The following is a 14,799-nucleotide window of genomic DNA, read 5'->3' as shown; positions in this document are numbered from 1 at the left end:
GAATGTGGCGAGGCGGCGGTGTCGAAGCTTGCGGCGGACACTCATTCCCCGTTCCCCGCTCCCCCTTCCCGGCTCTCGCTCATCGCCGCGCTGGACCGCAACCGCGGCATCGGCCGCGGTAACGCGATGCCGTGGCACCTGCCGGACGATTTCAAGCACTTCAAGGCGCTGACCCTCGGCAAGCCGATCCTGATGGGGCGCAAGACCGCGCAATCGCTGGGGCGTGCGCTGCCGGGGCGGACCAACCTGGTACTTACCCGAAGCGGACAGGTGCCGTTCGACGGCATGCGCGCGGTGGCGTCGTTCGATGAGGCGTTGCGCATCGCGGCGGATGAAGGCGCGGGGGAGGTGTGCGTGATCGGCGGCGGCGAGGTCTATCGCCTGCTGATCGACCATGCGACCGATCTGTACCTCACATGGGTGGATGCCGCGGTCGAGGCCGACACGCACTTCCCCGAGGTCGATCCGGCACGGTGGCGGGAAGTGGACAGCCAGCCGCATGCGGCCGACGAGCGGCATGCATTCGCGTTCCGTTTCGTCCACTACTCGCGACTGTAGGTCGGGGCTACGCCCCGGCGCTTTGCGTATCCGGTAAAGCGCGTCGGGGGCGTAGCCCCGACCTACGGCTTTTCGGCGGATGTTGCCGGGCCATTGCCGCCATTGTGCGGACGGTGCCGGCGCGAGCGCCGCCGCTGTTCGCGGCGCTCGCCGGGTGCATCGTTGCGCGCTGCCGGGCCATTTTCGGTAGGTGGCCTGCGCGGCGGGCGCACGCCGGGCACCGGTGCCGGCACGTCGCGGCCCGGCACCTGCACCACGCGCAGGTCCTCGCTGTCCAGCTGCAGCGCGGTGAGCTTGCCGCCCCAGACCGCGCCGGTGTCGATGGCGTGCACGCCCTGGGTGATGGTCAGGCCCAGCGCCGACCAGTGGCCGCAGACCATCTTCAGTTCGCGCTCGACCCGGCCCGGTACCTCGAACCACGGGTACATGCCCTGCTGCTGGGTGCCCGGCGTACCCTTGTCCTCGATGCCGATGCGGCCGCGCGGGGTGCAGTAGCGCATGCGGGTGAGCAGGTTGATGATCGCGCGCGAACGCTCGTAGCCGCCCAGGTTCGGCGCCCAGCTGGGGCCGTCGCCGTACATGTTGCGCAGCAGCTTGCGGTAGCCGTTGCCGTGCAGCTGCTGCTCGACCTCGCGCGCATGCTTCTCGGCCATCGCCACGGTCCACTTCGGGGCGAGGCCGGCATGGAACATCATCCAGCCCAGTCCGCGGTCCACGTGCACCAGCTTCTGCAGGCGCAGCCAGTCCAGCAGCACGTCTCGGTCCTCGGCCAGCACCACGCGCTGCAGGTCGGGGTTGACCTTGCGCTGTTCCTCCTCGCTGCGCGCGCCGACGGCCAGCAGCGACAGGTCGTGGTTGCCCAGCACCACCACGCTGTGCTCGCGCAGCGAGTGCACCAGCCGCAGGGTTTCCAGCGACTGCCCGCCACGATTGACCAGGTCGCCGCAGAACCACAGCCGGTCTACGGCCGGGTCGAAGTTGATCCGGTCCAGCAGCCGCCGGGTGACGTCGTAGCAGCCTTGCAGGTCGCCGATCGCCCAGGTCGCCATCAGTGCAGCGTCCTGGGGACGGCCAGCACGAACGGGGCGATCGGCGCGGCGAATTCGGTGCCGTCGTCGGCCTGCATGTCGTAGTGGCCCTGCATGGTGCCGCGCTCGGTGCCGAGCATGACCCCGGAGGTGTAGCGGAATTCCTCGCCGGGGCGCAGCCGCGGCTGCTCGCCGACCACGCCTTCGCCGTCGACGTGCTCGGTGCGGCCGTGGCCGTCGGTGATGCGCCAGTGGCGGTTGATCAGCCGCGCCGCCACGGTGCCGCGGTTGAGGATGCGGATGCTGTAGGCGAACGCGTAGCGCCCGTCCTCGGGCGCGGAATGTTCGTCGATGAAGCGGGGGGTGACCTCGACTTCGATCGCGTAGTGGCGGGAGTCGTCCATGCGCGCAAGTGTAAGCAAAAGCAGGTGCAACCGACGTCAGGCAGCGGTGGCGTTGGCCAAGGCGATGAAGTCGGCCACCTGCAACTGCTCGGCGCGTGCGTCGCTGCGCACCCCGGCGGCGGCGAAACCGGCTTCGTCGACGACGCCGTTCAAGGCGTTGCGCAGGGTCTTGCGGCGCTGGCCGAACGCGGCCCTGACCACGTCGGCGAAGTGCTTCGGATCGATGATGCCGACCGTGGCCGGGTCGCGCGGTACCAGCCGCACCACCGCCGAATCCACCTTGGGCGGCGGCCGGAACGCGCCCGGCGGCACCACGAACAACGCGGTCACCTCGCACCACGCCTGCAGCATCACGCTCAGCCGGCCGTAGACCTTGCTGCCCGGCGCGGCGGCCATGCGGTCCACCACTTCCTTCTGCAGCATGAAGGTCATGTCCGAGATCGCCGCGGCATGGTCCAGCGCATGGAACAGGATCGGCGAGGAGATGTTGTAGGGCAGGTTGCCGACCAGGCGGATCCTGCCGCCGGCGGCCAGTTCGGTGAAATCCACCTGCAGCACGTCGCGGTGGACGATGCCCAACTCGCCCAGCGGCGCGGCGGCGGCGGTGAGCGGGGCGATCAGGTCGCGGTCGAACTCGATCACCGTCAGTTGCGGATGGCGGCGCAGCAGCGGGAAGGTGATGGCGCCTTGGCCGGGGCCGATCTCGACCAGCCGCTCGCCGGGCTTCGGGTTCACCGCCAGCACGATCTTCTCGACGTAGTGCGCGTCGGCAAGGAAATGCTGGCCGAGCTGCTTCTTCGCCGGGGCGGTGAAGCCGGCGCGCGGGGAGTGGGCGTTCATCGGGGAATCTTACGTTGTGCAGCCAGCCGGGCGCACAACGCGGTGGCGGCCAGCAGGCTGGAAGGATCGGCCACGCCCTTGCCGGCCAGCTCCAGCGCGGTGCCGTGGTCGACGGCCACGCGTGGGTAGGGCAGGCCGAGGGTGAGGTTCACCGCCTGCTCGAAGCCGCTGTATTTGAGTACCGGCAGGCCTTGGTCGTGGTACATCGCCAGCACCGCGTCGAAGCCGGCGAGCTTGGCCGGCAGGAAGGCGGTGTCGGCCGGCAAGGGGCCAACCAGGTCCATGCCTTCGCCGCGCAGTCGTTCGAGCAGCGGGATGATGACGTCCAGTTCCTCGCGGCCGAGGTGGCCGTCCTCGCCGGCGTGCGGGTTCAGCCCGAGCACGGCGATGCGCGGCCGCGCCAGCCCGAAGTCTCGGCGCAGCGCGGCATGGGTGGTGGCGATGACCTTGCGCAGGCCGTCGGCGGTGATCGCGTCGGCAACGTCGCGCAGCGGCAGGTGGGTGGTGGCCAGCGCCACGCGCACGATGTCGTTGGCCAGCATCATCACCACTTCGACGCCGGCCTGGTGGGCCAGCAGTTCGGTGGTGCCGCTGTAGGCGATGCCGCCTGCGTTGATGGCGGCCTTGTGCACCGGGCCGGTGACCACGCCATCGAGCTTGCCATCGGGCTCGCCGCTCAGGCAGGCCCGGCCGGCGCCGAGCAGGGCGTCGATCACTGCTCGCGCGTTGGCGACATCGGGCTGGCCGAAGCGGGAGGGAACGGCGTTGCGGATTTCGCGCAGGCGCAGCTCACCGGGCGCCCGTGCATCGGCGTCCTCGGGCAGCAGCTTCAGCGGCAGGCCGAGCGCGGCGGCGGCGGCGTGCAGGGTGTCCGGGTCAGCGAAGGCCAGCAGCCGGCAATCGTCGCGCGGCTGCTGGGCAAGGCGGATGCACAGTTCCGGGCCGATCCCGGAAGGCTCGCCCGGGACCAGAGCGAGCTGGGGCAGCATGGTTACGGCTGCTGCGGGGTTTCGGCGGTGCCCTCGGCACGGTCGCCGCTGCGGAAGCTGACGTAGGCCTCGCCACGCAGCTCCTGCAGGAAGCGGTTGTATTCCTCTTCCAGCTTGCGGCGGCCGATGGTCTCGCGGACCTGCGCGCGCTTGTTGGCGTCGCCGACGTCGGTCTGGCGGGTACCTACGCGCTGCACGATATGCCAGCCGGCGTCGGTGCGGAACGGCGCGGTGACGCCGCCGTCATCGACGCCCTCGACCTGCCGGCCGAAGTCCGGGCCGAAGGCGTCGGCGGGGAACCAGCCCAGGTCGCCGCCCTGGCCGCGGCTGTTGGCGTCGTCGGACGACTCCTTGGCCACGGCCTGGAAGTCGGCGCCGCCGGCGATGCGCGCGCGCAGGGTCTCGATCTTCGCCTTGGCGGCGGCCTCGTCGACCTGGTCGGTCACGCGCACCAGAATGTGGCGGGCGTGGTACTCGGTGACGGTCTGTGCGGCTGCGCCGTCGCTGTCGCGCACTTCCACCAGCTTCAGCAGCTGGAAGCCGCTGGGGCCGCGGATCGGGCCGAGCACGTCGCCGGCCTTCATCGCCTGGATCTGGCTGGAGAAGGCGTTGGGGATCTCGTCCAGGCTGCGCCAGCCGAGGTCGCCGCCTTCCAGCGCGTTGGGGCTGTCCGAATAGCGCACCGCGGCGGCCTGGAAATCCAGTTCGCCCTTGTCGAGCAGGTTCTTGATGCCCTCGATCTTGCCCTGGCCGGTGCTGATCTGCTCGGCGCTGGCGCCATCGGGCAGGCCGACGAGGATGTGCGCCAGGTGGTACTGCAGGCCGCCGGCGTTCTGCTGCGCCAGCGCGGCGTCGACTTCGCCTTCGCTGACGTTGATGCGGCTCTGCGCGAAGCTCTGGCGCAGACGCTGGGTGAGGATTTCCTCGCGCACCGAGCTGCGGAAGTCCTCGAAGCCGATGCCGTCCTGGGCCAGCCGCTGGCGCAGGCCGTCGACGTCGGTGCCGTTCTGCTGGGCGATGCTGGCGATGGCGTGGTTCAGCTCCTCGCCGCTGACGCGGATGCCGTTGCTTTCGGCGCGGGCGACCTGCAGCTTGACCAGCACCAGGCGTTCGAGCACCTGCCGTTCGAGCACGCTTTCCGGCGGCAGCTGGTGCTCGCGGCCGGCGTACTGGCCCTTGATGTTGTTGATCGCGCGCTGCAGCTCGCTCTGCAGGATCACGTCCTCGTCGACGACGGCGGCGATGCGGTCCAGCGGCTGGGTCTGCTGCGCGTGCACCGGTGCGGACACGGCGGTGAGCGCCAGCAGGGCGGCGAGGACTGCGGGTAGGGTCTTGGTCATGGAATCAGGTTCGGATCGTAGTCGTCGTCGTTCGCCTCGATGTTGCTGGGCGGAACGAGGTACAGGTCGTCGCGGTAGTAGCCGAGAATAGCACGGCGCAAGGTGCGGTCCGTGTCCTGCCCGACCGAGCTCAGGCCCTTGAGCACGAACTCGATCTGGAAGGAGTTGTTCATCTCGCCCTCGCGGTTGCGCACGTAGCGGCGGGCCAGCGCGCGCACCGCCAGGCAGCAGCTGTCCCACTGCACGCCGCCGATGATCTCCAGCGGCTTGTGGTCGTACATCGAGTAGTAGTAGCGGCCGACGAGGCTCCAGCGCGGGTTGACCGGGTACAGGAAGGACAGGTCGGCCTGCTTGAGCTGGTCGGCGCCGGTGCTGGGATTGCGGCGGTAGCGGTAGGCGAGGTTGACCACGCCGTCGTCCGGCATCAGGTAGCGGGCGCGGATGCTGGCCAGGTCTTCCTTGCGGTATTTCGGGTTCCACTGGTAGGTGCTGCCCAGCGTCCAGCGGTCGGTGAGGGCCCAGTTGACGTCGGCCACCCACGCCGACTTGCCCTGCTCGACCACGGCCTCGCGATCGTTCAGGGTGACCCGGGAGTCCTCGAAGTAGGTGATCTGGCCGATGCTGGCCGACAGCTTCTCGCGGCCGTCGGCCTGGCGGATCAGGCGCGTGGTCAGCGCCGCGGTCAGCTGGTTGGCGTCGTTCTGGCGGTCGGCGCCGCTGTAGCGCGAATCGCGGAACAGCTGGCCCCAGCTGAAGGTGAAGGCGCGGGTGTCGAACAGCGGCAGGTCGCCCTGGTCGCGGTAGGGCGTGTTCAGGTAGAACAGGCGCGGTTCCAGCGTGTGCAGGTAGGACTTGCCGTCCAATGTGGTTTCGCGGTCGAAGAACAGGCCCATGTCGAGGCTGGCGATGGGCAGGCTGCGATGGGGGGTGGTGTTGCCGCGCAGTTGTTCGGGCGTGGCGGTGTCCGGGTCGATGCCGGCGGCGGTCAACTGGTCGCGGCGCAGGTCGTCGGCCAGGCCGCGTTCCAGATCGTAGGCGGTGTAGCGCCAGGCCAGGGTCGGGGTGATGTACCACGAGGCGCCGGCCAGCGGCATCGACACGTAGGGCTTGATGTCCAGGCGCGCGCCGCCGTCCATGCGCGAGACGCTGCCGTTGCGCACGTATTCGCCATCGACGATGGACTTGCCGTGCACGTCGCCGTGGCTGAAGCGCACCGCCTCGGCGTAGACGCCGGCCTCGAACCAGCGGCCGAAGCCATCGCCCCAGTTGGCGTACAGCCGCGGCAGGCGGTCGTAGGGCAGGGCGCCTTCGGTCAGGGTGTAGTCGGTCAGCTGCCAGCGGTCGGCCATCAGACCCGCGGTCCAGGTGCGGCCGGTGCCGTACACGCCGACCGTGCTCTTCAGGTTGCTGGAGGTGACGCCGGCCAGGCGGTTGGCGAAATCCTCGACGTAGCGTTCGTCGCTGACCCAGGCCAGGTTGGCGCGGGCCTGCCAGTGGCGGTCGATGTTGTGGTAGCCGCGGAACTCGACCTTGCCGCGGTCGCGGTCGCGCAGTTCGTCGTTCGGCATCCACAAGGTGTCCAGCTGGCCCTTGCCGCCGCCATAGAGGTAGCGGAACTCGTTTTCCAGCAGCACGCCGCGCTGGCTCATCCAGCGCGGGGTCAGCGTGTCGTCGTAGTTCGGCGCCAGGTTGAAGTAGATCGGCTGCGCGTAGTCGAAGCCGTTGCGCCCGGACAGGCTCAGCTTGGGGTAGAGCAGGCCGGTCATGCGCCGGTCGTCGATCGGGAACTTGAACCACGGCATGTACATCACCGGCAGCTTGCCGATGCGCAGCACCGCGTTGCGGGCGGTGCCGAAGCCCTCGTCGTTGTCCACCTCGATCTGTGGCGCGGACAGCTTCCACACCGGCTGCGACGGGTCGCAGGTGGTGTAGGTGGAGTGATGCATCTGCCCGATCGAGCCCTGCAGGTCGATCGAATCGGCGCTGCCGTTGCCGCGCCGGGACACCAGCTGGTAGCGGATGTCGCTGATCTTGTGGCTGTCGGTTTCCTGGTTGCCCTCGGCGCGCTGGGCGGTCAGCCGGATCGACGAGTCGGAATAGCGCACGTTGCCGTCGGCGATGTAGTTGCCGGTCTCGGTGTCCAGGCGCAGGTTGTCGGTGCCCATGAACTGGTCGCCGCGCTTGAGCGCGACGTTGCCGCCATATTGCGGCACGGTGCTGGTGCCGGAGAGCTGGTCGCCCTCGATGTCGGTGGGCAGGGTGTCGCGGATGGCGGCGGCGTTCGGGTCGGCCGAGGGAGCGTCGTCGAATGCCGGGAGGGTGTCGGTGGCCGGGCACAGGTTCCAGTTCACCGGCTTTTCATCGGCAAGGGCCGGCAGGCAGATGGCGATGCCCAGGGGCAGGGGGAGCAGGCGAAGGGCTCGGCGCACGCGGTTCGGATTCGGGGGAAAACGGCCGCTAGCTTGCCGTATCGACTGCATGGGGGCAATGAAGGGGGCGGCCGGGGTTCATGCCGCCGTCACCCGTCCAGCAGCGCCTGCACGTGGGCCACGCTGCATTCGCGCAGGGCCTGCAGGTCGTAGCCGCCTTCGAGCATCGACACCATGCGGCCGCCGGCATGGCGCGTGGCGAGGGCGGCCAGTTCGCCGCTGAGCCAGCCGAAATCCTCGGCTTCCAGCATCAGGTCGGCCTGCGGGTCGCGCATGTGGCCGTCGAAACCGGCCGAGACGAGCAGCAGCTGCGGGCCAAAGGCGTCGAGCTGCGGCAGCAGCTCGTCGGCCCAGGTGTTGCGGAAGCGGAAGCCGCCGCTGCCTGGCGGCAGCAGGATGTTGCGGATGTTGCCGGTGCCGCGCTCGCGCATGTTGCCCGACTGCGGGAACAGCCCGGACTGGTGGGTGCTGCAGTAGGCCACGCGCGGGTCGTCCAGGAAGATCGCCTGCGTGCCGTTGCCGTGGTGGACGTCGAAATCGACGATGGCCACGCGTTCCAGACCATGCGCGTCGAGGGCATGGGCCGCGGCCACGGCGATGTTGTTGAACAGGCAGAAGCCCATCGCGGTGTCGGCGGTGGCGTGGTGGCCGGGCGGGCGCACCGCGCAGAACGTGCGGCGGTCGGGGCCGTCCATCACCGCCGACACCGCCGCCACGCCGGCGCCGGCGGCATGCAGCGCGGCGCTGGCCGAGCCGGGCGAGGTGAAGGTGTCCAGGTCGATGCGCCGCAGCGGTTCGGCCTGCGGCCGCAGCAGGTCGTCGATCAGCGCCCGGTCGTGCACGCGCGCCAGCTCGCCGAGCTTGACCGGCGGCGCTTCGCGCCAGTCGAGCCGGTCGGGGAAGGCCTCGCGCAGGGCGTCGAGCACCACCCGCAGCCGCTCGGGCGACTCGGGGTGGTCGATGCCGGGGTCATGGCCGAGGCAGGCCGCGTGGGTGAAGACGAGCATGCCCGGCACTGTAACCGACCGCCATGCCCCGTAGCTGCCGGCCTTGGCCGGCAGGAAAATGCCAAAGGGGGAGGTGCCGATGGGGCAAGCCGCGTCGCTACGGGTGGGTGCCGACCGTTGGTCGGCACAATCAATCGGTTTGCGGCAAGGCCATACGGCGCTGCGCGCCGCCGCCGCGACCAACGGTTGGGCGCTATATGGTAGAGCGCGTCAGCCGTGCCGGCGCTGGTGGTTCCAGGTCACCTCGCCGTGGCCGCCGGCGCGGGCCAGCACGCGGGCCAGCACGAACAGCAGGTCGGACAGGCGGTTGAGGTAGCGCACCGCCTCGTCGCGCACCGCCTCGACGCGGGCCAGCGCCACCGTCTCGCGCTCGGCGCGGCGCACGATGGTGCGCGCCAGGTGGCAGCGCGCGGCGCCCTCGCCGCCGGCCGGCAGGATGAACTCCTTCAGCGGCGGCAGGTCGTCGTTCCAGCGGTCCAGGTGCTGCTCCAGCGCGTCGATGTCGGCGGCCTGGATGGCGGCGTGGCCGGGGATGCACAGCTCGCCGCCGAGGTCGAACAACTGGTGCTGGATCGTGGTCAGCAATGCACGCACGTCCTCGGGCAGCTCCACCGCCAGCAGCACGCCGATGGCCGAGTTGGCCTCGTCCACCGTGCCGTAGGCGTTGACCCGGGCCGAATCCTTGCCGGTACGGCTGCCGTCGCCCAGCCCGGTGCTGCCGTCGTCGCCGGTGCGGGTGTAGATCTTCGAGAGGCGATTGCCCATGAGCGGGAGCCGTCAGTGGGCGATGCGGCCGCTGGCCGACTGGCGGCCGAAGGCTTCCACGGCAACCTGCACCAGTGCCGCGGCGCCGGTGTAGATGACGGCGGTGCGCAGGTAGGGCAGCAGCCAGTCGCCGTAGTTCTTGGCCCAGCCGGCGAAGGTCGGTTCGGCGACCACGCTGCTGGTCCAGTAGAAGCCGCCCTGCGCGAACAGGTGGCACACGGCCACGGCAACCACCAAGGTGGCGGCGAACAGGCCCAGCGCACGCCAGCTCGCGCCCTTGTACCAGCGGCGCAGCAGCATGCCGCCGGCCCACATCGCGAAGTAGGCCGGCACCAGCGCCCAGTAGCCGGAGGAGACACAGTAATGGCCCCAGAAATTCTGGCCCTGGCCGCTGATCACCGCCCAGTCGATGGCCACCGCCAGCGCCATCAGCAGCGGAAAGGCCCAGCGGGTCCAGCCGCGCAGGTAGAAGCCGCCGATGAAGAACACCGCCCACGACGCATCCGGGATCGGCGCGAAATGGTTGATGCGGGTGCCGGCCATCAACAGCACGAGCAGGCAAAGGACGAAGGTGCGTTGGACGTTGGCGGTCATGGCGGTGGTGGCTCCCTGGATTCAGGCGGCCATTCTAGCCAATCGGCGGGGAGCGGACAGGTGGCGCCGGCAACCGCAGCGTGTGCCTGCGGATGCGCTCCCCGCCGGTATCATGGCGGCCATGAGTGACCTGCATGATGTGGTGATCGTCGGTGGCGGGCTGGTCGGTGCCAGCCTGGCCATCGCGCTGGACCGGCTGGGGCTGGACGTGGGGCTGGTGGAAGCCAGCCCGGCCGGCGGCCTGCCGGCGGTGTTCGACCAGCGCAACCTCAGTTTCGCCGCGGCCACGGTCAACGCGCTTACCGCGCTGGGCGTGATGCAGCGACTGGAAGGGGCGCCCGGCCCGATCCGCCGCATCCACGTCAGCCGCGCCGGCGATTTCGGCCGGGTGCTGATGCAGGCCGACGACTACGGCCGCGAGGCCTTCGGCCAGGTGGTGGTGGCGCGTGATTTCGGCCATGCGCTGGAAGCCCGGCTCGGCGAACTGCAGCACCTCACCCGCTACCGCCCGGCGACGTTCGTGGCGCTGGGCGATTGCGCGGACGGCCGCCGCGAGGTGGTGATTGCCGACGCGGCCGGCGAACGCCGGCTGCGCGCGCGGCTGGTGGTCGGCGCCGACGGCACCCGCAGCGCGGTGCGGCAGGCGCTGGGCATCGCCACGCATGAACACGACTACCTGCAGACCCTGTTCGTGGCGCGGCTGCGTCCGGCCCGGGCGCCGGATGGCACCGCCTACGAACGTTTCACCGACACCGGCCCGACCGCGCTGCTGCCGCGCGGCGACCGCCACTACGGCGTGGTGCATGGCGTGGCCCGCGACGAGGCCGAGGCGGTGTTGGCGCTGGACGATGCGGCATGGCTGGCGCGCCTGCAGGGCGTGGCCGGCTGGCGCGCCGGGCGGTTGCTGGAGAGCGGCCCGCGCAGCGCCTACCCGTTGGTGCAGGTGCTGGCGCAGCGGCTGGTGGGCGAGCGCGCACTGCTGCTGGGCAATGCCGCGCAGACCATCCACCCGCTCGGCGCGCAGGGTTTCAACCTCGGCCTGCGCGATGCGCTGACCCTGGCCGAACTGATCGGCGATGCGGCGCAGGACCCCGGCGCCGATGCGCTGTTGCAGGCCTATGTGCAGCGCCGCGGCCCCGACCGCGAGCAGACGCTGGCGTTCTCCGATGGGCTGGCGCGGCTGACCGGCAATCCCTCGCCGCTGCTGCGGCCGCTGCGCAGCCTCGGCCTGCTGGCCGCAGCGCAGGCCGCGCCGCTGCAGTCCTTCCTGGTCGGCGGGGCGATGGGGTTCCGCGGGCAGGTGCCCGAACTGTGCAGGAGCCAGGCGCAATGAGCCGTCGTGGAATGCTGGATGCGGTGGTGGTCGGTGGTGGCGTGGTCGGCACCGCCTGCGCGTTGGCGCTGGCGCGGGAAGGCCTGCAGGTGGCGCTGGTGGAAGGGCGCGAGCCGGCGCCGTGGTCGGCGCAGAAGCCGGACCTGCGCGTATTCGCCTTCGCCCACGACAATGCCGCGCTGCTGGAGGCGCTGGGCGTGTGGCCGCAGGTCGCGCAGGCGCGGGCACGGCCCTACCTGCGCATGCGGGTGTGGGACGCGGCCGGTGGCGGCGAGCTGGCGTTCGACGCCGACACCCTGGGCCGGCGCGAGCTGGGCTGGATCGTCGAGAACGGGTTGCTGGTTGACCGCCTGTGGGCGGCGCTGGTACCTGCCGGCGTGCAGGTGCTGTGCCCGGCGCGGGTGGAGGAAATGGAACAGGACGCGCGCGGCGTGCGCCTGCGGCTGGACGACGGCCGCCGCATCGAAGCGGCCGTGGCCATCGCCGCCGATGGCGGCGAATCCACCCTGCGCATGCTGGCCGGGCTGGAGGTCGCGCGCCACGACTACGGCCAGCGCGGCGTGGTCGGCTACGTCGAAAGCGAACGGCCGAACGAGGACACCGCGTGGCAGCGCTTCCTCGACACCGGTCCGTTGGCGGTGCTGCCATTCGACCGGCATCGCAGCTCCATCGTCTGGACCCTGCCCGACGCCGAGGCCGAGCGCGTGCTGGCGCTGGATGACGAAGCCTTCGGCCGCGAGCTGACCAACGCCTTCGCCGGCCGCCTCGGCGCGATGCGTCCGGTGTCGCCGCGTGCGGCGTTCCCGCTGCGCCGGCAGCTGGCGAAGGATTACCTCGCCGGCCGCGTGCTGGTGCTGGGCGATGCCGCGCACGTGGTGCACCCGCTGGCCGGGCAGGGCGTCAACCTCGGCCTGCGCGACGTCGCCGCGCTGCGCGCGCTGCTGCGCGATGCGCTGCAACGGCGCGTGGACTGGACCGCGCCGCACCGCCTGCGGCGCTGGGCGCGCAGCCGCCGCAGCGAGAACACGGTGGCCGCCTACGGCTTCGACGCAATCAACAAGCTGTTTTCCAACGACGAGATGCACCTGACCCTGGCGCGCGGCGCGCTGCTGGGGCTGGCCGGGCGCATGCCGCCGCTGCTGTCGCTGTTCTGGAAGCGCGCCTCGGGGGTGTGACTGGCCGTAGGAGCGCACCTTGGTGCGCGATGGGGCTGTCATGCAGATCTCTCTGCAACAGCCCACACATCCATGTGCGGGGATTCAAAGGGGAAAGCTTCATCGCGCACCAAGGTGCGCTCCTACCGGTTCAATGCACCAACCAGCCGGCCAGTTGCTCGCGCGCCAGCTTGCCGCGCCGTGCGGTATCGAGTGAATCGAATTCGTCGGCCAGCGCCGGGTTGGCCTGCGCTTCGTCGCGGCCGATGAAGCCGTCGCCATCGACGTCGAGTGCGTCGAAGTCGATGTGGTAATTGCCGACCACGCTGTCCGGCTGGATCGAACGCACCACCACCGCGGCCTGTCCCGGTTCGGCCGGCAGCTGCGCCTGGTGGGTGACCGCGCCGCTGGCCAGCGGCTGTTCGCGCACGGCCACCGGCACCTGTACCAGCGGCGAACTGACGGCCTGTGCGGCGCAGTCGTTCCACGGCAGGGCGGCAAGGGCAAGCAGCAGGGCGGGGCGGATGATGTTCATGGCACGGTTCGCGGGTGGAAAGGGTGCGCCACGATGGTAGCCAGCACTGGCTGAACGTGCAGGTTCAGCCAGGGATGAAGGGGAAGACCAGCTTCAGCAGCCCCTTCAGCCCGCCTTCGACGGTGGAGCCGACCGCCTTGGCGCCGAGGCTGTTGAGCGCGCCGCGCACGTCGTCCCAGCGCAGCTGGGTGACGTCCTTCTTCAGCAGGTCGGCCACCTCCTGCGAGGCAGGGGCCAGCTTCTTCAATGCCGCCATCGTCGCCTGCGGGTCCGGTTGCAGGTAGCCCCAGCGCTCGGCGATCTTCAGCAGCGTGTCGAAACGCACCGCCACCACCTCGCGGTTGCGCTCGTACACCGGCAGCGCGCCCACCTCGAGGATGGCCTGCTCGAAACGCTGCGCGTCGTCGGGGTGCTCGATGCGGATGGCGAGGAAGCCTTCCCTGCGGCTGCGCTCGCTCACGTGCTTGGCCCCCGAGCGCAGGTTGGCCTCGGTCAGCACGGTGGCGGCGATGCGTCGCAGGGCGGCCTCGCCGTCCTCGGGCACCAGTGCGCGCCAGCGGGCGTAGCCGTCGCGGCGCAGGCCCTTGACCTTGGCCGGCGTTACCCGCAGCTGCAGCGCCACCGCGGCGTTGGAGGCGCCACGGTCGATGGCGCCGTCGCGTTCGAGCAGCACGAAGATCAGCAGCTCCAGGTCGCGCTTGGTCAGCGACTGGAAGCCCTGCAGCAGGGTCAGGCGCAGGAATTCGTTGCCGAAGCCGGCCGGGTCATTCAGTTCGATGGCGTGCATGCATGTCCTCCGGTGGAGTGCAGCATGCCCGATCGCCGTTTCACGGAACGAGACGGCAGGCGCTCACTGGCCGGCGGTGGGGCGCTGCCCGTATTCACGCCCGGGACGGTCGGCGCGGAAGGTCTCGACCGCGCCGCGGTCCTGCAGGGTCACGAACACCTGCCGCCCGTCGTCGCCGCCGAAGGCGACGTTGGTCGGCTTGCGGCCGGTGAGCGGTACCTCGCGCAGCAGCTCGCCGGCGGGCGAGACGATGGCGACCACGCCGGCGCCGTAGCGGGCGATGTAGAGGTTGCCGTCGGCGTCGCAGCGCATGCCGTCCAGACCGTGGTCGTCGAAGCGGATCAGCAGGCGCTTGTTCGACAGCGCGCCGGCTTCGTCGCGGTCGTACACCCACACGTTGCGCTGCACGCTCTCGTTGACGTACAGGCGGCGGCCATCCGGGCTGACCTCGACGCCGTTGGTGGTGCCCATGCCCGATTCGAGCCGGTGCGCGCCGCCGTCACGGTCGATGCGCCACAGCTGGCCGTTGTCGGGGTTGGCCCAGTCCGGGTCGCTGGCGTAGAGCGTGCCGTCCGGCGCCAGCGCGATGTCGTTGGGCTGGTGCGCGCCGGGCAGGTGCGCGAATACCGAGATGGCGCGGGTGGCCGGGTCGATGCGCAGGATGGCGTGGCCGGCGTAGTCGGCGACGAACATCGCACCATCGGCGGCGAAGCGGATGCCGTTGCCGACGCTGCCTTCGGGCAGGGTGACGAACAGTTCGGCCTTGCCGTGCTCATCGACGCGGCCGATGGTGCCGTCCTTGCCGAGGCTGACCACGTACAGCGCGCCGTCCGGGCCGGTGGCCGGGCCTTCGATGCCGGCGGTGAAGGTGCCGTCGCCGACGTGGTCACGGGCGATGAAATCGGTCGCGGTGGTGGCGCAGCCGCACAGGGCGAGGCACAGCGCGGCGGCGGCATGGCGCAGGACGTGGCGGGCGATGGCGGCAGTCTCCGGGTGGGGAGTTGCCGAGTGTGCCAGAGCCATGCTGGGGACGTGG

The 14,799-nt window shown here is 70.6% G+C and carries 15 protein-coding genes; 3 read left to right on the top strand and 12 right to left on the bottom strand.

The window, feature by feature from the left end; translation table 11 throughout:
* Positions 1–18 precede the first annotated feature (18 nt).
* The gene (locus tag MIC98_RS15890) at positions 19–558 is read left to right on the top strand and encodes a dihydrofolate reductase (protein ID WP_345772166.1); all 540 of its coding nucleotides are present in this window, start codon (positions 19–21) and stop codon (positions 556–558) included.
* A 62-nt stretch (positions 559–620) separates the two neighbouring features.
* On the opposite strand, the gene MIC98_RS15885 is transcribed toward MIC98_RS15890, so the two are convergent.
* The 9 genes from MIC98_RS15885 to MIC98_RS15845 all read right to left on the bottom strand — a co-directional run bounded on the left by MIC98_RS15885 (position 621) and on the right by MIC98_RS15845 (position 9,954).
* On the bottom strand, positions 621–1,607 hold the full coding sequence (locus MIC98_RS15885; protein WP_239737818.1) for a symmetrical bis(5'-nucleosyl)-tetraphosphatase: 987 nt from the start codon (positions 1,605–1,607) through the stop codon (positions 621–623).
* Positions 1,607–1,990, bottom strand: coding sequence for a Co2+/Mg2+ efflux protein ApaG (apaG, locus tag MIC98_RS15880; RefSeq protein ID WP_239737817.1), 384 nt, complete (start codon positions 1,988–1,990; stop codon positions 1,607–1,609). Before apaG ends, MIC98_RS15885 begins: the two co-directional genes overlap by 1 nt.
* Positions 1,991–2,026: 36 nt before the next feature.
* A complete protein-coding gene (rsmA, locus tag MIC98_RS15875) occupies positions 2,027–2,830 on the bottom strand; it encodes a 16S rRNA (adenine(1518)-N(6)/adenine(1519)-N(6))-dimethyltransferase RsmA (protein ID WP_239737816.1) in 804 nt (267 codons plus the stop codon).
* Positions 2,827–3,819: a 4-hydroxythreonine-4-phosphate dehydrogenase PdxA gene (gene pdxA, locus MIC98_RS15870; RefSeq protein ID WP_239737815.1), complete on the bottom strand. Its 993-nt coding sequence runs from the start codon at positions 3,817–3,819 to the stop codon at positions 2,827–2,829. The genes rsmA and pdxA overlap by 4 nt, the downstream gene beginning before the upstream one ends.
* 2 nt (positions 3,820–3,821) lie before the next feature.
* On the bottom strand, positions 3,822–5,159 hold the full coding sequence (locus tag MIC98_RS15865; protein ID WP_239737814.1) for a peptidylprolyl isomerase: 1,338 nt from the start codon (positions 5,157–5,159) through the stop codon (positions 3,822–3,824).
* Positions 5,156–7,588, bottom strand: coding sequence for an LPS-assembly protein LptD (gene lptD, locus MIC98_RS15860; protein WP_239737813.1), 2,433 nt, complete (start codon positions 7,586–7,588; stop codon positions 5,156–5,158). The genes MIC98_RS15865 and lptD overlap by 4 nt, the downstream gene beginning before the upstream one ends.
* Before the next feature lie 89 nt (positions 7,589–7,677).
* Complete coding sequence (locus tag MIC98_RS15855; RefSeq protein ID WP_239737812.1) at positions 7,678–8,595, bottom strand: histone deacetylase family protein; 918 nt, start codon at positions 8,593–8,595, stop codon at positions 7,678–7,680.
* A 210-nt stretch (positions 8,596–8,805) separates the two neighbouring features.
* Positions 8,806–9,360: a cob(I)yrinic acid a,c-diamide adenosyltransferase gene (locus MIC98_RS15850; RefSeq protein WP_057641102.1), complete on the bottom strand. Its 555-nt coding sequence runs from the start codon at positions 9,358–9,360 to the stop codon at positions 8,806–8,808.
* 12 nt (positions 9,361–9,372) lie between these two features.
* Positions 9,373–9,954 carry a hypothetical protein gene (locus MIC98_RS15845; RefSeq protein WP_239737811.1) on the bottom strand — a complete coding sequence of 194 codons (582 nt, stop codon included), beginning with the start codon at positions 9,952–9,954 and terminating at the stop codon, positions 9,373–9,375.
* Positions 9,955–10,075: 121 nt separating this feature from the next.
* Between MIC98_RS15845 and ubiH the strand changes: the two genes are divergently transcribed.
* Together ubiH and MIC98_RS15835 are read left to right on the top strand one after the other, a co-directional pair.
* Positions 10,076–11,287, top strand: a complete 1,212-nt coding sequence (gene ubiH, locus MIC98_RS15840; RefSeq protein WP_239737810.1) for a 2-octaprenyl-6-methoxyphenyl hydroxylase — start codon at positions 10,076–10,078, stop codon at positions 11,285–11,287.
* Positions 11,284–12,462, top strand: a complete 1,179-nt coding sequence (locus MIC98_RS15835; RefSeq protein ID WP_239737809.1) for a UbiH/UbiF family hydroxylase — start codon at positions 11,284–11,286, stop codon at positions 12,460–12,462. The genes ubiH and MIC98_RS15835 overlap by 4 nt, the downstream gene beginning before the upstream one ends.
* Positions 12,463–12,592: 130 nt before the next feature.
* Here the strand turns inward: MIC98_RS15835 and MIC98_RS15830 are convergent, their stop codons facing one another.
* From MIC98_RS15830 to MIC98_RS15820, 3 genes are all read right to left on the bottom strand, one after another.
* The gene (locus MIC98_RS15830) at positions 12,593–12,976 is read right to left on the bottom strand and encodes an EF-hand domain-containing protein (protein WP_345772165.1); all 384 of its coding nucleotides are present in this window, start codon (positions 12,974–12,976) and stop codon (positions 12,593–12,595) included.
* Positions 12,977–13,040: 64 nt separating this feature from the next.
* Positions 13,041–13,763, bottom strand: a complete 723-nt coding sequence (locus tag MIC98_RS15825; protein WP_057641097.1) for a hypothetical protein — start codon at positions 13,761–13,763, stop codon at positions 13,041–13,043.
* Positions 13,764–13,826: 63 nt separating this feature from the next.
* A complete protein-coding gene (locus MIC98_RS15820; protein WP_239737808.1) occupies positions 13,827–14,786 on the bottom strand; it encodes an SMP-30/gluconolactonase/LRE family protein in 960 nt (319 codons plus the stop codon).
* Positions 14,787–14,799: the final 13 nt, after the last annotated feature.

This window comes from Stenotrophomonas sp. NLF4-10, from assembly GCF_022359915.1.
Taxonomy (GTDB): Bacteria; Pseudomonadota; Gammaproteobacteria; order Xanthomonadales; family Xanthomonadaceae; genus Stenotrophomonas; species Stenotrophomonas daejeonensis.
This window is presented reverse-complemented; position numbering and strand designations above follow the sequence as displayed.